15 protein-coding genes are annotated in these 17,085 nt (G+C 30.9%); 7 read left to right on the top strand and 8 right to left on the bottom strand.

Translation table 11 applies throughout. The annotated features are described in order from the left end of the window. The first annotated feature begins 247 nt into the window (after nucleotides 1-247). The 3 genes from Q0958_RS06555 (at nucleotide 248) to Q0958_RS06545 (ending at nucleotide 3,588) form a co-directional block, all read left to right on the top strand. Nucleotides 248-2,446, top strand: a complete 2,199-nt coding sequence (locus Q0958_RS06555) for a hypothetical protein (protein ID WP_299121292.1) — start codon at nucleotides 248-250, stop codon at nucleotides 2,444-2,446. Nucleotides 2,447-2,550: 104 nt separating this feature from the next. Beyond that, nucleotides 2,551-3,243: a hypothetical protein gene (locus Q0958_RS06550; protein WP_299121290.1), complete on the top strand. Its 693-nt coding sequence runs from the start codon at nucleotides 2,551-2,553 to the stop codon at nucleotides 3,241-3,243. 9 nt (nucleotides 3,244-3,252) lie between these two features. After that, nucleotides 3,253-3,588: a YegP family protein gene (locus tag Q0958_RS06545; protein WP_299121288.1), complete on the top strand. Its 336-nt coding sequence runs from the start codon at nucleotides 3,253-3,255 to the stop codon at nucleotides 3,586-3,588. Between the two features lie 509 nt (nucleotides 3,589-4,097). Here Q0958_RS06545 and Q0958_RS06540 read toward each other — a convergent pair. The 4 genes from Q0958_RS06540 to Q0958_RS06525 all read right to left on the bottom strand — a co-directional run bounded on the left by Q0958_RS06540 (nucleotide 4,098) and on the right by Q0958_RS06525 (nucleotide 8,843). Continuing rightward, nucleotides 4,098-4,247, bottom strand: a complete 150-nt coding sequence (locus Q0958_RS06540; RefSeq protein WP_235275403.1) for a hypothetical protein — start codon at nucleotides 4,245-4,247, stop codon at nucleotides 4,098-4,100. A gap of 152 nt (nucleotides 4,248-4,399) precedes the next feature. Then, nucleotides 4,400-7,660: a M1 family aminopeptidase gene (locus Q0958_RS06535; RefSeq protein WP_299121285.1), complete on the bottom strand. Its 3,261-nt coding sequence runs from the start codon at nucleotides 7,658-7,660 to the stop codon at nucleotides 4,400-4,402. 1 nt (nucleotide 7,661) lies between these two features. Then, on the bottom strand, nucleotides 7,662-8,555 hold the full coding sequence (locus Q0958_RS06530) for an ABC transporter ATP-binding protein (RefSeq protein ID WP_299121282.1): 894 nt from the start codon (nucleotides 8,553-8,555) through the stop codon (nucleotides 7,662-7,664). A gap of 105 nt (nucleotides 8,556-8,660) precedes the next feature. Next, complete coding sequence (locus Q0958_RS06525) at nucleotides 8,661-8,843, bottom strand: hypothetical protein (protein WP_235275406.1); 183 nt, start codon at nucleotides 8,841-8,843, stop codon at nucleotides 8,661-8,663. Between the two features lie 121 nt (nucleotides 8,844-8,964). Here Q0958_RS06525 and Q0958_RS06520 point away from each other — a divergent pair, with 121 nt between their 5' ends. Next, nucleotides 8,965-9,561 carry a histidine kinase gene (locus Q0958_RS06520; RefSeq protein ID WP_299121276.1) on the top strand — a complete coding sequence of 199 codons (597 nt, stop codon included), beginning with the start codon at nucleotides 8,965-8,967 and terminating at the stop codon, nucleotides 9,559-9,561. Continuing rightward, a complete protein-coding gene (locus Q0958_RS06515; RefSeq protein WP_299121273.1) occupies nucleotides 9,558-10,268 on the top strand; it encodes a LytTR family DNA-binding domain-containing protein in 711 nt (236 codons plus the stop codon). The genes Q0958_RS06520 and Q0958_RS06515 overlap by 4 nt, the downstream gene beginning before the upstream one ends. A 3-nt stretch (nucleotides 10,269-10,271) precedes the next feature. Here the strand turns inward: Q0958_RS06515 and Q0958_RS06510 are convergent, their stop codons facing one another. Next, entirely contained in the window at nucleotides 10,272-10,724 is a 453-nt protein-coding gene (locus tag Q0958_RS06510; RefSeq protein WP_299121270.1) for a DUF6702 family protein, read from the bottom strand. 3 nt (nucleotides 10,725-10,727) lie between these two features. After that, nucleotides 10,728-11,990 (bottom strand): YHYH protein, encoded by a 1,263-nt coding sequence (locus tag Q0958_RS06505; protein ID WP_299121268.1) that lies wholly within the window; start codon nucleotides 11,988-11,990, stop codon nucleotides 10,728-10,730. A gap of 200 nt (nucleotides 11,991-12,190) precedes the next feature. On the opposite strand from Q0958_RS06505, the gene Q0958_RS06500 reads away from it, so the two are divergent. After that, the gene (locus Q0958_RS06500; RefSeq protein ID WP_299121265.1) at nucleotides 12,191-13,522 is read left to right on the top strand and encodes a sulfatase-like hydrolase/transferase; all 1,332 of its coding nucleotides are present in this window, start codon (nucleotides 12,191-12,193) and stop codon (nucleotides 13,520-13,522) included. Between the two features lie 70 nt (nucleotides 13,523-13,592). Here Q0958_RS06500 and Q0958_RS06495 read toward each other — a convergent pair whose 3' ends face one another. Continuing rightward, the gene (locus Q0958_RS06495) at nucleotides 13,593-14,147 is read right to left on the bottom strand and encodes a 1-acyl-sn-glycerol-3-phosphate acyltransferase (RefSeq protein ID WP_299121260.1); all 555 of its coding nucleotides are present in this window, start codon (nucleotides 14,145-14,147) and stop codon (nucleotides 13,593-13,595) included. Between the two features lie 104 nt (nucleotides 14,148-14,251). Here Q0958_RS06495 and rmuC point away from each other — a divergent pair, with 104 nt between their 5' ends. After that, a complete protein-coding gene (gene rmuC / locus Q0958_RS06490; RefSeq protein ID WP_150898700.1) occupies nucleotides 14,252-15,595 on the top strand; it encodes a DNA recombination protein RmuC in 1,344 nt (447 codons plus the stop codon). 49 nt (nucleotides 15,596-15,644) lie between these two features. On the opposite strand, the gene glyA is transcribed toward rmuC, so the two are convergent. Then, complete coding sequence (gene glyA, locus Q0958_RS06485) at nucleotides 15,645-16,919, bottom strand: serine hydroxymethyltransferase (RefSeq protein ID WP_150898701.1); 1,275 nt, start codon at nucleotides 16,917-16,919, stop codon at nucleotides 15,645-15,647. Nucleotides 16,920-17,085: the final 166 nt, after the last annotated feature.

The raw sequence follows: 17,085 nt of genomic DNA, 5'->3' as shown, positions 1-17,085 counted from the left end.
TGTTACTATAGTTTCTTTAAAAAATTTTACTCCAAAAGCTTCTTTACAATGTTAATGGAACACTCTTTACACGATGACGTAGGAGGGAAGTGTAATGTGTGTGGAATGAAAATGCTTTTCTAAGCGTGATTTATTGTACAATACAGCAATTAAATGAGTGCTATTTTTTTATATTTGAAGAAGTACTTTTCAAAATTTAATTTCCGACAAAATTTACAGTACATTTTTTAATTAATCATATTATTATATGGAGTTAACTTTATTATCATTTATTGTTAGTTATGGAGCAGGAATTGCCACTGATTTAAATCCTACTATCTATAAAATATTATTTAAAAAAGATGATGTTAATAATCAAATAAAAGGTTGTTTCAATACAACTTTGGTTAAATGGTGTCCAAATAAGGATATAAGAGAAAAGGAAAAGCAAAAATTACTTAAAAATATCCAAATTAATAACAAATCTAAAAACATCATTGATGCCCTTAATTCAAATAATGAGCTTAAACGGTTTTACACAATATTTGAGGAAGAACTAGCTAAACAAAAATATCAAACAGCCTTCAATTACTTAAAGAGTATTAGTGATAAAGTTGAATTTAAGGATATTAAGTCTCAATTGTCAAAAGTAATTGGAATATTAGAAGCTAACCAACAAATAGAAACTGGAGAGTCCAATACAATCTTAAGAGAATCCCATAAGGACATTCAAGAGATTAAGATTCAGAGTGATGAGACTAAATTAGCAGTTTTAAGAATAGAACAAAAATTGGCTTCTCTAATCGAACAGACTGGTTTTCCTAATAATACTGAGAGCATTGATCAATTTGTTAATGAGGTATTTGATGATAGTAGATATTCTTGGGTAAATTCTGATAAAATGAAAATGCTTGAAAAGGTCTTAGATGATTACAATGAAAGCATTTCGGATATGAGGCAAAAGTTTATTTTCAGCCAAAACATTACACAATCTATATTCAAAATTTCAGAATTACAGGAAATAACGGATGCATGGAGCGAAGACGCCTGGTCACCTGAAAATTTAGACCATATTCGCTTTATACAAGGCGGAATTATGGCATATGATTGTTTGAAGCGAATTCCAAAAGCAATAATTAATGATTTCCAATTACTTAATTGGAACCCTATTCATGGAGCCTATTTTGTAGGGCATTTGGGAATGTTCATTCGCGAAATAAAACGCAAAATGAAACTAAGTATAGATTTAGTGGAGGAATATAGAAACGATAGGTATCTTTTTGAAAATCTAAATCGAATTTTTAGGTCTTTAAAAGGGTATTTGGAGTTTGATGTAAATGATCTGTATATTGAAAAAGATAAGGCTATTATTACCAAGAGACTTCCAAATGAATTTCTTGTATTAGTTACGGATGAGGAGCTAACCATACGTGAAGTTGGTAATTTTGACTTAGTTCTTGCGCAGCTTCCACTGGAGAAACAATTTAGAACTTTAAGGTTTGAGGTTGTTAAAATTGAGAGTGGTGTATTAATTATTGGTTGTAGTAGCAGCAAATGCTTCTTTTGGAATCCTCAAGAGGATATTACGTCTAAAATATTCTATAAATCAGAGTCAGGTGAAAGAATCACAAATCTTGTGGTTGAAACCTCTTCCTCTGGTGTTATAGGTTGTCATGTTCAAGTAAATGAAAGGATTATTCATTTTCTTGATTTCCAAGAAACCCAAAAGTCTAGCTTAGAATTACCAATGGAACTAATCAAGTACAAAGAGTCATTCGTTGGAATAAAAAGCAATTTTGGTAAGAGGAGTGGTGCTATTCTTTATAAAATTGACAAAGATTTTAACACTCAACCATTATTAACCATTGAAGAATTGGGTGAAATTGTAAAAACTGAAGAATCCGTAAAGAGATGGTTAGAGGAAAATGAACAGGACGATCCATTTTCTAATAATGGATATGATGCTATATTGGAGAATATTACTATTCAGAAAATTGTTCATAATGAAGTAGATTTTTTACTTATTAAGGGTTCAATTCGTAGAACCAGTATTTTGATCTTGTTAAGTCTAAATGAAATTTCTATTAATTACCATGCAATTGTTCATCTACGAGAGTCACGCACCATTTCTATTGATTATCGTAGTAGCGGGAATGATCTAGAACTATGTGCAGCTTATTTGGATTTCGGACGTATAGATGCTGTTTGTGAATATATAACACTTAGAAACTTCAGTATTAATACAAGGTCAATTATTATGAAGGATCGTGATGGAAATGATCATCTTCGAGATATTACTCATGTTAGTTTCGGTTCATCTAATAGTATTTATCTGACTGAAGATGATATTTTCAATAATACTAAGATTCTTAAGTATTCAATTTCTAATCAAGAATTTATTGAATATGAACTTCCTAACAATCAACGTTTCATCGACTCTAGTTTTGTTACTGTTAATGGACTTTAAACTAACTTTTTATGCGACGACGTGGGAGGAGAGTATAATGTGTGTAGAATGAATGGAAATGAAGGCTGAATTTTTATTATATTTATCATATTCAAAACCATTCAATGTTAGACAATAATGCTTTAATTCTAAACCTTCTTCTAACAAAAGATGAGGAAAATGAAACTCTAGTAATAGGAAAACAACTAGAGCTTTATGACTATGATGTTAATGTATGTAATATTGAAAATAATGAAGAATTAGTAAAAGTACTTGAAGAAGATAAAAAATATGATATAATATACTTAAGTGCTCACGGAGACAACCAAGGTTTTACAAATGAGGCGGAAGATTACGAGTGCTCTTGGAAAAATTTTGGAGAGTTATTATACAATGCAAATTGTTTAGCTGATGAAAACATTTTATTATTATCATGCTGTCGTGGAGGACTTAATAAAGTAGCATATGATATGTTCTTTATTTGTCCAGAAATTGAATATATATGTGGACCAAGACTTTCACTAGATAGTAGTGAAATGCTCATCGGATTTAACGTATTTTTGTTTAATTCTGTTTATCTTAATTTAGATCCTATTGTAGCTACTGAAAAAGTATTAAAGGCTACAGATATGAGGTTTAAATGCTTTGATAGGTTAGAAACTATTTCTGAAACAGGGTATTTATTGCATACAGAGGTAATAGAAATTATCCAAGTTGATCTAAATAAGGATGGAGAGAAAGAAGGAATAATAGTTGCAGAGAATCCTGCAAAAGATATTATATATAGTGATGAAGACGCTGAAGAACAAAAAAAATAAATTTAATTAATGGGAACAAAATTTCAACTATATAAATCATCTAGTAGAGGTTATTATTATTTTAGATTGAAATCTTTTTATAATAAAACTTTATTGAATAGTGAAGGTTATCAGTCTAAAGCTGGATGTTTAAATGGTATTGAATCTGTAAAACTTAATTCTAGAGACATTCAAAAATTTTTAAAAAAGAAATCGTCTAATGGAAAATATTATTTCAGTTTAAAGGCAAGTAATGGTCAAATAATTGGTACGAGCGAATTGTATTTTTCTGAATCTGCATGTGAAAATTCTATAAATTTAATATCAAATCACGCTCATAATGCGGAGATTCACGACTTAACTTAAGTATAAAAGAATCTCAATGTTAAACTTGGCCTCATAAAATTTTGGTCAAAACAATAGGAGAAATGAGCGAGCATATTTTGGGGGTTAGTAATACATATTTTTAATAGTTTCAATTATAAAAAGATTTCAAAATAATCTTAATTAGTTACAATGTTTCCTGAAATATAGCGAATGAGCCGTTAATTGTTTCCAAAATTATATGCAGGCTTGATTTTTTGTTTCTTTTGCATCAAGACAAAAGAAAATGAAACACGAAAAAAGGATTAATTAAAGTTCTACATATTTAGTACTAAAGCCAAGAGCCGATTGTGTGTTCAAGACTTTAGACTTTATGGGATATTTTACATAATATGGAATTATAGCTACCAAATGGCGAAAACCTATAAATTACCAAATAAGACATTTGCACTATAATTTATATTATGTTAAATAGAATATTTATAAAACAGCCCTATTCATGTTTTCTTATAGAAATCAATCATATAAATAAACACCTCTAGTCCTGAAGATTAAATGAACGTAAACTCTTCAGGACTGTTAACCAAACGTTCATAATAATAACGTGTTACTGTTAGAGGCTTTTTTAAATTCGGAAACTTTATTTCGTACTGATTTCCGTATGCTTTGATAAATTTGATTGGTGTTGGCTGCGTTTTCATATATCTAAATTTTATACTTTATATTATGAAAATTATCAGCTATTTAGAAAAATAATCGTTCAATGGTCAATTTTACTCGTTGAATATCAATTAATTATAGATGAAACTATAAAAAGGAATTTTTACAAATTCCTTTTTATAATCATATTTCACTATTTAAACAACTCATTTATAAGCTCTTGCTTGTTTTCTGGAGTTACATTTTTAATATATGCTAGTAAATCTTTGCTTGTTGCATATCGTTTGATCGCTGTTTTTAGCTTTCCGTGTTGACTATGCCAGTCTGCTATAAACTTTTTTAATGCCCTATTTACACGGTCTTCTCCTATTGCTTCTTGCAATTTATACATATTAATTGCTCCTTTTGCATAGTATACATACGACTGATTTTCAACCAATGCTAACGAAGGTTCTTGCTTTGATTCCTTACGCAATCCTTCTTTATAATCTGTTTCTTGTAATTCTAAAAACTGTGCTACTTTCTCTTTAGAAAAATGTTTTTTAAGTACCATTAAAGCTGCATATTGCGATAATGTTTCTAAAATAAAATGTTGTCCCTGTACATTCGCAGCCTCTACTTGCATACCAAACCATTGATGAGCCAATTCGTGTGCTGTTATAAAAAACGCCATGTCTACGTCTTTTTCATCATCAATATTTAATACAAATCCCATAGCTTCAGAAAATGGCACCGTTCCAGGAAATGACTGCGCAAATTGTGCATAACGAGGAAACTCAGTAATACGCATATGGTCATATTGGTACGGACTAAAATATGTGCTATAATAATCAAAAGACTTTTTCATAGCATCTATCATACGTTGTAAGTTGTATTCGTGTCCTTTATGATAATACACTTCTAATTCAACTAAGTTTTTAGTTTTTGGTGCTACCCAAGTATCTTTTGCTAATTCATATTCTGCCGATACTATTGAATAAAAATTAATAATTGGAATGGCTGTTTTATAATGAAAATAATTTCGATTGTTTGATTTCCATTGCTTTACCAAATTCCCTGGAGCTATAGCAGTTTGATTTTTGTTAGTTCCAATAACAATTTCAAGCTGTATTCCATCAGAATCGCTTCCAGAACGAGCATTTTCCAATTCGTTAGCATCTTCCCTCCTAGCTTTATTCAATCGTTTTGGCAAGTCGAATTCTGCTCTATCGTTTTTATTTCTAAGTTCATACTTTCTATTATACCCTAAGGTTGGAAAGCTATTATTGTTAAAAAATGTACCATTATGTACGATGCTCTGATTGCTGCTTTTCATCTCAAATCCTTGACTCGTATATTCTTGTACAAAACTCATTTTAATAGAGTCACCTGGTTGTAACGTCTTGTTTAATTGGTGAATACTATAATCGTATTTTTGATAACGATTGTCTAGCTTAGCACCTCCTTCAAAAGTGACATTTTTAAGCGAAACATAGTCTTCAATCTTCTTTTGAACATGAATTTTGTCAATTGGTATCTCACTAGTATTCTTTAGTATATAACTTCCTTTTGCTGTATAATTTTGCTTTTCAGAATACAATTCAACCTGTAAATTAACGCTAGTAATTTTGGGCTGTTTGATATATTCAAACTTCTTTAATTCCTTTTCATAAGATGCTCTAAAGGCTATTTCTTCTGTATTTGTCCAGTACTTGTTTAAAACATTTGTATTGTAATAAATGTAGGTTCCTAGCCCTAAAAACGAACAAAATACTACAATTGTAAAGGTTTTTAAGCGCTTACTCATACTGTACTTACCACTACTCCATCGTTTTTTAAGACTGTTTTCTGTTCCTCTTACCGAAAGTATAGCTCCTAAAATAAGTAGCAACAATCCAACTAAAAACCAATAGGTTTTAATGAATAAATAAGGTTTTAAAAGGTGTCCATAGCCATTCATATCGGAATATTTTCCTAAAGAACTTCCTCCAAACCAATACAAATCATGGTCGTAGCCCATAACAGCCAAGGCTATATTGAACATAAAAAATAACAGTACTGCTAAGATTCCTACAAACTTACGGTTGGTTACTACCTGCGCAAAGATGGCTATACATGTGTACAAGGCTAAAAATGGCAATACTTCTAAAAAGAATCCATAAAAGTAAACTTCCAACTCATAATCATAATAACCATTTAGGGTTTGAAAAATGATTCCAGTGAGTATCAACGTAGCTATTAACACCATATAAATCAGTAATAAACCCACGTATTTACTCAATAAACTAATAAAGTTTGAAATTGGTGTTGCATCGTATATCAGGTTTACATTTGCGCCTCTTTCTTTCCAAATAATTTCTCCTGAATAGAACACTAATAAGATGATAAAAAAGTACGAAGAGGTTTCTTGAAGTTCTTCTACAATAAAATATGTTTTTGGGTAACTATCAACTCCATAAATGGTTCCTAAACTTACCGAATTGATGAGAATGATAATCATTCCACAAATCATAATTGCCCAAAAGGATGGCTGCTTACAGATATTGACAAAATAAAACCATGATAAATGTAAAAACTGTGTCCATTTTGTTTGCAACTCTTTTTGAAATGTAAACTGCGGAATTTTGGTCGCATAATTTGAATTCTCTTCTGTAATTGTTGTTGCTAAACCTTTCTTCTTTAAGCGTTTGTTTCGAATTAAATTAAAACTAAATTTTCGATATCCAAACCATAAAATAACAGCACCTAATAGCATCCAAAATAGCTTGTTGTACAATAAAACTCCACTAAAAGGAATATTAAATACATTACGGTCTACAATGCTCCAAGAATCGGTAAGCAAGGTTAAAGTAGTTAAGGAAAATGGATCCATAATAGCTTGTAAATACTCATTCTTTATCGCTTTTGTTAGCATAAACGCTACAAAAAACACCACTCCTTGCGTGTAAACTACCACCAATTTTCTACTTAAAGCTCCTGTTACAAAAAACAAACAGGCTCCAAATAAAAGGATTGGTAACGTAATAATTACAAATGGTTTTAAATAAACTGACAAACTAAAAGGATTCAGGTCATTTGGATTATGCCACGGCATAAATTCGCCTAAAATCATTCCAAATAAAATCCCTGTAAACACAAAAAACAATACGGTAAATGAACCTAAAAAGCGTCCTAACAAATACTCTTTTTTCTTTATGGGATTTACATACATTAGTGATTCTATATTGTATTCAAAATCGCGCAATACAGCTACTCCCATAATCATAGAAGCTAGTATCATAAAAATTCCGGTAATAGCGCCCATAGTTTTGGCAATAACCAACGGTGCATTCTTTTTAACTGTGGTAAACTCCATTCCTTGAAAAATAAAGTCGACACCAACCATTGAAAACAAGAAGAGTACTAGAAAAAACACATAAGTATCTGCACGTTTAGCTCTGTACTTTAATTCGAATTTAAATATCTCGTACCACATATTATACAACTTGTTTTAATTGATTATTTGCTCCAAATATTTGAGAGAAATACACATCCTCTAAACTTGCCTTAACTGGTGTAAAACCGTTATGTGGATTGCTTTCACTTAGAATATTTATAATTGGTTTTCCTAAAAACAACTTCTCACTAATTACATGATAAGCTTGCTTATAACTTTTTAATTCTTCCTTCTGAATTGTTTTCTCATATACCTTTCCTTTCAAACTATCTATTATTTGAACTGGATTTCCTTTAAGCAATACTTGTCCTTGGTTTATAATGGCCATATTGGTACACAGTTCTTTTACATCTTCTACAATATGAGTAGATAAAATAACCACCGTGTTCTCCCCTATTTCACTAAGAATATTATAAAAACGATTGCGTTCTAAAGGGTCTAATCCCGCTGTAGGCTCGTCTACTATTAATAATTTTGGACTGTTTAATAAGGCTTGTGCTATACCAAAACGCTGTTTCATTCCGCCAGAAAACCCATGAAGGTTTTGTTTTCTAACCTTGTATAAATTTGTTTTGTGCAAAAGACTTTCTACTATTTCTTTTCGTTCTCCCTTGTTGGTAATTCCCTTAAGTACAGCAAAATGATTTAACAATACTTCTGCCGATATTTTTGGGTACAATCCAAACTGTTGTGGTAAATAACCTAATACTTTTCGGATGTCATTTTTTTGTTTTAAAACATCTAAATTTCCTAGTTTAATAGCACCTTTGTCTGCTTCTTGCAGTGTAGCAATCGTACGCATTAAAGTAGATTTCCCCGCTCCATTTGGCCCTAACAAACCAAACATTCCATTTGGAATTTCTAAGGATATAGTTTGCAAGGCTTGCACGCCATTTGAATAGGTTTTTGAAAGATTTTCTATGATAAGTTCCATGTAGTTAATTTTTAATTGTTTACAGCAAACCTAACCGCTAACCATGCGCTAAAAAAGTATTTGTGATGTATGGAATACAAACGGTGTTACAAAGGTTTCATGGCGTTATAAAGGCTCTTTATCACTTAAAAATGAACGTTTATCACTTCCTAAAGTTTGTTTGTCAACTAATTTGTTGGTAGCAATTAATTTGTCTAATATTGAACTTGAATTACACGCAAATACCCATATGTTTAAACGAATTCCTAAAAAACTTTCTTGGTTTATATTAATCTTTATAGCAGTCATTATTCTGATATTTAATGATGCTTTTGGAAGCAGTGAGCCTTTTGTAACTTTTAGTTTTTTTTATTTCTTACTTCTCATCTTTTTATTGATTAGATGGACTTTTAAACAGATAAAATCTATTTTGAGTCTTAAAAAGGAAAAGAAAAATGCTGAATTGTTACATTTAAAAAGTCAAGTAAGTCCTCATTTTTTCTTTAACATGCTAAATAACTTATATGGCTTGGTTGATAAAGATTCTAAAAAGGCAAAAGAATTGATTTTAAAGCTTTCTGATATGATGCGTTATAGTATTTACGACGGACAAAAGGAAACCGTACTTTTATCGGAAGAAATAAGTTATTTACAAACCTATATTGAGCTTCATAAAATGCGATATCGCAAAAACATTGATATTCAATTTAATTACGATATTGAAGGAAACGATTATGAAGTAATGCCCTTGTTATTTATCATACTTTTAGAGAATGCTTTTAAACATGGAGTAGAAAACTTAAGAGATAATGCTTATGTTTATATCAATATGAAAGCCGAAAAAAACAACGTTTATTTTGATATTGAAAACAATTTTGATGAAACTGTTGTTAATAACGAAAAAGGAGGCATTGGTTTACAAAATTTAAAACGTAGACTTGCATTGGTATACCCAAAAACACATACATTGTCCTTTTATAAAACCAATGATATTTACAAATCTCAATTGAATATTTCTAAATTATGATTACCTATATTATTGTTGATGACGAACCTATAGCTCACGATATTATTAAAGATTATTGTGATTTGCTTCCTAATTTAGAATTTAAAAAGCATTGTTACGACGCTATTGAAGCTTTAAGCTATTTAAGTGAACATACTGTTGATTTGATTTTCTTAGACTTGAATATGCCTAAACTAAAAGGTTTCGATTTTTTAAAAACATTATCAAATCCTCCTAAAGTTATAGTTACTACGGCTTATAGTGAATTTGCTTTGGAAAGTTACGAGCTAAACGTTGTTGATTACCTCTTAAAACCATTCAGTTTTGAACGTTTTTTAAAAGCGGTAAATAAGGTAATTGATACACCACAAAGTAGCCCTAAACAGTCTTCTACAATTAATACAGAGACATCTAAAACTAACAAACAGTTGTTTTTGCGACAGAATAAAAGTCATATCAAAGTAGAAACCGATGATATTTTATTTATTGAAGCTGCTGGAAATTACACCAAAGTAATTACAACAAAACAAACAGTTACTGTAAGAGAAAAAATTTCTGAAATGTTAGAAGTTTTACCTCCCGAAAACTTTTTACAAGTACACAAGTCTTTTGCTATTGGTTTAAAACATATTAAGAGCATTGAAGGCAATAAAATAACTATAGAAGAATATAGCATTCCTATTGGGAAACTGTATAAAATAAACGTAAACAAGCTTTTAAAAACCTAAGCTTTATAACTGAATACTCCCCTTGCCTTTAGTCAATAAAAATGATTTTTGGAACTGTTTTATATCAATTCGAATTCTATTTTTAAACTTTTTATTTACTTCGTAAAAACAGGTGTTATCAATTTGTAAATCGGTGATATTCTTATAGGTTTTCTTTGATTTAAAATTAAAAATAATATGATCGTTATAAGTTGACGATTCTAAAAAGTCGAAATCAACTTTTTGATTATTCAACTGTAAATCAGTTTTTGATAATAAATACTCTTGAATACAAATGTCAAACAATTTACTTTGTTGACAGTTTTTATTAATTCGATAATGTTCTAGTTCGTGTTTGTCCATTTCAAACTTTAAAACTACATAGTCATTCTCCATAAAATAATGGTATTCTGCTATACCAGCAGCATGAAAAAACGTAAGAAAATAAGTACTAATTAAAAGAATAAACGCTTTCATAAGTTATGCTGAAATTTTTTTGGTGATACTTCCATTTGAAAAATCAACTTGAACATAAAAAGACTTTAAATCGTGCATTGTGTTGTTATTCAATTCATTTGTTGAATTTGATGTATACGCTAAGCTTCCATCAGTCGTATAAATTTTAATCTGATTGATCTTTGCGTCAGCATATCTACTTCCAAAATCTAAATCGTTTAACTTTTCATATAATTTTGAATCCAGTTTGTTTTTCAAATCTTCAAAAACATTGGCATTAATTGAAGTAACAGCAACAGTACTACAATCTTGTGCCGCCGTTGAATCAGGACAACCAGGACTAATTTGAAATGAATTATCTACGTATTTTCCTTTAAAACATCTTGGAATATACGGCCAGTTATCGGTTAACACATAATAATAAGTTCCATTTGGATATTCAGGAGTTACGGCAAAACGTCCTCCACATTCATCTAAATCGGCACCAGTATACTCATAATCTTCAATATAAGTTCCATCGTAAGCGCCATCAGGAGCCGTAATACCATCTCCAGGACGATTTCCTTGCTTTAATGAATATCCGCTAGTAAATGCTGAAACAGTTGGGTTAGAAGCCGTTGTAGTGGCATCTGTATACAAATACTTGTAATAAATAGGAAAACCATCTGCAGCATAACCTAAAATAGGAGAATGTTGAGCTCCATCAATTTTTAAATCATTGGTAAAATAATCTTTGGGTATATTATGATAATGATACCTACTTACATTATTTACATGTCCCCCATTTGAATCCATTGCCAATGTAAAATCAGCTTCAACATGCCAATTTAAATTTTCTTCTTGTGTGTTCGGATTAACCCAGTATAATCTAGCAAAAGGAGAGTAATTTACCCCTTGATTTGACACCCCAAAAATAATTCCTCCTCCACAAGCTTGCGAACTAGGATCTTCTTTAATTTCTGTAATAGTTGAAGTTAATTCTGGATATAAACACATAGAATATTCAAAATCTTGAGCTGCTAAAGTATTAGGTCCAGCCCAAGGTCCATAACTATGCGCTGGAAAGTTATTGGTATATACTTTTCTAACATTATTATCTATTTCAAAACAGACAGCATTGCTTGTTTCGTTACCAAAAATTTCGGAAACATTACAAGGTATTGTAGGTTCTTCTCCAATATCGGGATCATCCGAATGAATACCGCTACTACTAGAACATGAAAACAACAGTGTACATAAAGAAATGGTTAAAAACTGAGCTAAACTTTTAGAAAAATATACTTTCATAATTTGGGGGTGTTGGTTTAACTTTAGATACAGAAAAGTTAGAATAGTTTAATTAAAAGCCAATATTTTTTCATTATTTTTATTAAAAGGTACAAAAAACTAAGATCTAATGATAGTATTTCAAAAAAAATCTACCCATAAATTAAACTTTTTAGCTTTTTAGCTGTCTAAATCAACATAACACATTAAAAACCCTTGATATGACTACTCACATAAAACGTATGCTATTTTTTGCTGTTGTTTCTTTCTTTATTATTTCATGTAGTTCTTCTGATTCCATAGTTAATGAAAATCCAGATGGAAACCCTACACAAAATGAAAGCGCTCCTAATATACTGTTTGTTATTGCCGATGATATGGGCTTAGATGCAACTCCAGGATACAGTATTGGAAATCAAAAACCAACAATGCCGAATCTGCAAAATTTAATTAATTCTGGTGTACGATTTAATAATGCGTGGTCTAATCCTACTTGTTCTCCAACCAGAGCTTCTATTATAACTGGGAAATACGGAATTAGAAATGGTGTTTTAAAAGTTGATGATCCTTTATCTACTTCAGAAGTAGCTTTACAAGATTATATCAAATCAAATGCAAGCAATTCGTATAGTAGTGCCGTAATTGGGAAATGGCATTTATCTAAAAACGCCAACCATCCTAATAATATGGGAATCGATTATTATGCTGGGCCATTAAGCGGTGGTTTGCAATCGTATACTAATTGGAATTTAACCATTAACGGACAAACACAAACATCTACAGAATATGCAACTACGAAGGTTACCGACTTAGCTATAGACTGGGTTAAAGACCAAACAAAACCATGGTTTTTATGGTTAGCATACAATGCACCACATACACCTTTTCACTTACCTCCAAATGATTTACATAGCCAAGGAGCTTTACCTTCAGACCAAGCTAGTATAGATGCTAATCCATTACCTTACTATTTAGCTATGATTGAAGCTATGGATAGTGAGTATGGACGTTTATTAAGCTCTATGAGTCAAGAAGTAAGAGATAATACCATTATTATATTTATTGGTGATAACGGTACTCCAAATCAAGTATTACAGGGATATAAAAAAGGAAAAGGAACTATTTTTCAAGGGGGAATCAATATACCAATGATTATTGGCGGGAAAGGTGTTACTCGATTTAATCAAACCGAAGATGCATTGATTAATCTTACCGATTTATTTGCAACCATTGCTGATATTGCTGGTGTTAGTGTTTCTTCTATACACGATAGTAGAAGTTTTAAAAGTTTACTTACTCAAAATACCAATGATAACAGTAGAGATTATACGTTTATAGAAGATGGAAACGACGATGGTACTGTAGACTATACTATTAGAAATGCTACTCATAAATATATTTTATACAACGATGGTAGCGAAGCCTTATTCAATTTAGCAAGCGATCCTTTAGAGAATACAAATTTTATGAATGCTAATCAGCTGCCTTTGAGTGCTGCAAATAGCGCTATGAAAGATGAATTATTAGCAAAATTAACAGAGATTAGAAATTAAGATAACGACTTAAAAATAAAAAGGTTCTGATGTATTAATCAGAACCTTTTTTATGTTGTAAAGTATTTTGTTATTCAACCTCGTCTGGCACTACAAATAACTCAGGTATTGCACCTTTAACATTTCTATAATAATTGTAAAAATGTTTAAAGTCTTTATCCATATCGTCAGTAGTATAATAAGGTTCAGAAACTCTTACAGTTTTGTTTTCAAAATCGAAAGTGAACATAATAATAGGTACATTGGCACCTTTAGCTATATAATAAAATCCAGTTTTCCAGCTTTTTACTTTCTGACGAGTTCCTTCTGGTGAAAGAGCTAATCTAAACTCATCGTGTTTATTAAATACAGCTACAATCGCATCTACTTTATTGGAAGTTTTAGTTCTATCAACAGGCCTCCCTCCTAACCATCTGAAAATAAATCCAAATGGAGGTTTAAACAAGGATTTTTTAGCTATAAAATTAATAGGAACGCCCCATGAATTTCTAGCCAAAATAGCAATAGGAAAGTCTTTCCAACTTGTATGTGGAGCTCCTATAACTACATATTTTTTTAGGTTTTCAGGGAAACTACCCTCTAATTTCCAACCTAAAACTTTGGTATATATAAATTTTGATATCATCGATTAAAAAGGAAAAGCCAATGATACGGTTTTCCTTATAAAAATCAAACATTTTTAACCTATCTTGTGCTATATTTGTTTTCTTTTAAATTTATAAAAACTCAATGAATACAACTCTTATAATCATATTAGTAGCTTTATTTACCCTTATTTTAGGTTTTATAATTGGTACGTTAATTTCTAAATTAAAGACGAAACAAGTGGTTTCTGATTTGGAAAAAGAAATGTCTGCTATAGAAATTAACCAATCTAATATGGAGGTTCAAAAAAGAGAAATTCAGAATCGCCTTGAAGAAAAAGTTAAGGAAATTGAAGAGATTAGACGTGAAAAAGAATTTTCTAGTATTGAATTGGCTAGAAAAAATGAAGAGCTTAAAAATCTTCAATTAAAATTAAACGAAAATAAAGAAGAAGTTGAAAAGCTTCAAGATAAATTCACCAAGGAATTTGAAAATTTAGCGAACAAAATTCTAGATGAAAAGTCGACTAAATTTACCGCTCAAAACAAAGAAAATATTCAAAATATTTTAAATCCGTTACAGGAAAAAATTAAAACTTTTGAAAAGAAAGTAGACGATACTCAAAAAGAAAGTATTTCTATGCATTCTGCCTTAAAAGAACAATTATTAGGTTTAAAAGAACTCAATGCTCAAATGAGTAAAGAAGCTATAAACCTTACAAAAGCATTGAAAGGTGATAGTAAAACTCAAGGAAACTGGGGAGAATTGGTTTTAGAAAGAGTTTTAGAAAAATCTGGTTTAGAAAAAGATAGAGAGTATTTTGTTCAGCAAAGTTTTACCAATGAAGAAGGCAAAAGAATTTTACCTGATGTTGTAATTCATTTACCAGACAATAAGAAAATGATTGTCGATTCAAAAGTATCGCTTACTGCGTATGAACAATATGTAAATGCTGAAGATGAAGCAGAGAAAGAACGCTTTTTAAAAGAGCATTTAAACTCTTTAAAACGCCACGTAGAACAATTATCTGACAAGAAATATGAAGATATTTATAAAATAGCTTCTCCTGATTTTGTGTTACTTTTTGTTCCTATAGAACCAGCATTTGCAGTAGCTTTAAACCTTGACAATACTTTATACAATAAAGCATTTGAAAGAAATATTGTAATTGTAACACCAACAACCTTATTAGCCACTTTACGTACTATTGATACTATGTGGAATAACGAAAAGCAACAACGTAATGCCATTGAAATTGCTAGGCAAGCTGGTGCTTTATACGATAAGTTTGAAGGATTATTAAAAGATTTAATCAGTATTGGTAAGAAAATTGACGGTACCAAAGCTGATTATACCGCTGCCATGAATAAATTAGTAGATGGTAGAGGAAACCTAATAACTAGTGTAGAGAAGCTAAAGAAAATGGGAGCTAAAGCTAAAAAGGCTTTACCACAAACTATTATAGAAAGAGCTGAAGATAACGAATAAAAAAAGCGACCAAATGGTCGCTTTTTTTATATCTATAAGAATGGTATTTCTACATTACAAATAATCTCTTGTCGTGCATTAAATCGTATACCTTCTCTCCTATTTGCTCTAAAGCTTCGTCGTTTCCAGCGTTCATTAATGCTTCATCAATTAAGTCTACTACAGTTTCCATATCAGACTCAACTAATCCTCTTGTAGTTACAGCAGCAGTACCAACACGGATTCCTGAAGTTACAAATGGACTTTGAGTATCAAATGGCACCATGTTTTTATTTACTGTAATTTCTGCTTTACCTAAAGCCTCCTCAGCTTCTTTTCCGGTAATGTCTTTGTTACGTAAATCGATTAACATACAGTGGTTATCAGTTCCTCCAGAAATAATATCGTATCCTTTAGCTACAAATGCCTTAGCCATTGCTTGTGCATTTTCTTTTACTTGTAATTGATATTCTAAGAACTCATCAGTTAAAGCTTCACCAAAAGCAACTGCTTTAGCAGCAATAACGTGCTCTAATGGTCCACCTTGGTTTCCTGGAAAAACTGCTGAATTTATCAATGTTGACATTTTCTTTAATTTCCCTGACTTTAATTTTAATCCAAATGGATTTTCAAAGTCTTTTCCAATCATGATCATTCCTCCACGAGGTCCACGTAATGTTTTATGCGTAGTTGTTGTTACAATATGACAATGAGGTAATGGATCCGATAAAATGCCTTTAGCAATTAATCCAGCCGGGTGTGAAATATCTGCCATTAAAATAGCACCAACACTATCAGCTACTTCTCTAAACTTTTTAAAATCGATATCACGAGAATAAGCAGAAGCTCCAGCAATAATTAACTTTGGCTTGTGCTCTTTAGCTTGCTGCTCTAAATGATCATAATCAATAATACCTGTAGCTTTATCTACTCCATAAAACACTGGATTGTATAATTTTCCAGAGAAGTTTACTGGCGAACCGTGTGTTAAGTGTCCTCCATGAGATAAATCGAAACCTAAAATAGTATCACCTGGCTTTAAACAAGCAGCAAAAACAGCTGTATTTGCCTGAGAACCAGAATGTGGTTGAACGTTTACATATTCAGCTCCAAATAACTGTTTAGCTCTATCAATAGCTATTTGCTCTACAACATCTACAACTTCACATCCTCCATAGTAACGTTTACCAGGGTATCCTTCAGCATATTTATTGGTTAAAATAGAACCTTGAGCTTCCATTACTTGCTCACTTACAAAATTTTCAGAAGCTATCAACTCTAAACCATGTAGTTGACGTTCTTTTTCTTCTTGAATTAAATCAAATATTTGATGATCTTTTCGCATCTTGCTATGTTGTTAAATAAGTAGTCAAATGTACTAATTTTATTAATTAAGATTTATGCAATTTTAGCTTTATTTTAATCTTATTTTACCTCTTTTTCTTTGGTGTTTTGTATAAAAAAAATCAACACTTATTGAGTGCTGATTTTATTCCTATTTTTAATATCCT

The organism is uncultured Tenacibaculum sp. (genome assembly GCF_947499065.1).
Taxonomy (GTDB): domain Bacteria; phylum Bacteroidota; class Bacteroidia; order Flavobacteriales; family Flavobacteriaceae; genus Polaribacter.
The sequence above is the reverse complement of the archived record's forward strand: the minus strand, read 5'-3'. Positions and strand labels throughout refer to the sequence as shown.

Bases quoted from the DNA above. Each gene is read 5' to 3' on its own strand.
- Q0958_RS06540 (WP_235275403.1), bottom strand. From the start codon at position 4,247: ATGAAAACGCAGCCAACACCAATCAAATTTATCAAAGCATACGGAAAT.
- Q0958_RS06515 (WP_299121273.1), top strand. From the start codon at position 9,558: ATGATTACCTATATTATTGTTGATGACGAACCTATAGCTCACGATATT.
- Q0958_RS06505 (WP_299121268.1), bottom strand. From the start codon at position 11,990: ATGAAAGTATATTTTTCTAAAAGTTTAGCTCAGTTTTTAACCATTTCT.
- Q0958_RS06510 (WP_299121270.1), bottom strand. From the start codon at position 10,724: ATGAAAGCGTTTATTCTTTTAATTAGTACTTATTTTCTTACGTTTTTT.
- Q0958_RS06500 (WP_299121265.1), top strand. From the start codon at position 12,191: ATGACTACTCACATAAAACGTATGCTATTTTTTGCTGTTGTTTCTTTC.
- rmuC (WP_150898700.1), top strand. From the start codon at position 14,252: ATGAATACAACTCTTATAATCATATTAGTAGCTTTATTTACCCTTATT.
- Q0958_RS06555 (WP_299121292.1), top strand. From the start codon at position 248: ATGGAGTTAACTTTATTATCATTTATTGTTAGTTATGGAGCAGGAATT.
- Q0958_RS06525 (WP_235275406.1), bottom strand. From the start codon at position 8,843: ATGACTGCTATAAAGATTAATATAAACCAAGAAAGTTTTTTAGGAATT.
- Q0958_RS06550 (WP_299121290.1), top strand. From the start codon at position 2,551: ATGTTAGACAATAATGCTTTAATTCTAAACCTTCTTCTAACAAAAGAT.
- Q0958_RS06495 (WP_299121260.1), bottom strand. From the start codon at position 14,147: ATGATATCAAAATTTATATATACCAAAGTTTTAGGTTGGAAATTAGAG.
- Q0958_RS06535 (WP_299121285.1), bottom strand. From the start codon at position 7,660: ATGTGGTACGAGATATTTAAATTCGAATTAAAGTACAGAGCTAAACGT.
- Q0958_RS06545 (WP_299121288.1), top strand. From the start codon at position 3,253: ATGGGAACAAAATTTCAACTATATAAATCATCTAGTAGAGGTTATTAT.
- Q0958_RS06530 (WP_299121282.1), bottom strand. From the start codon at position 8,555: ATGGAACTTATCATAGAAAATCTTTCAAAAACCTATTCAAATGGCGTG.
- glyA (WP_150898701.1), bottom strand. From the start codon at position 16,919: ATGCGAAAAGATCATCAAATATTTGATTTAATTCAAGAAGAAAAAGAA.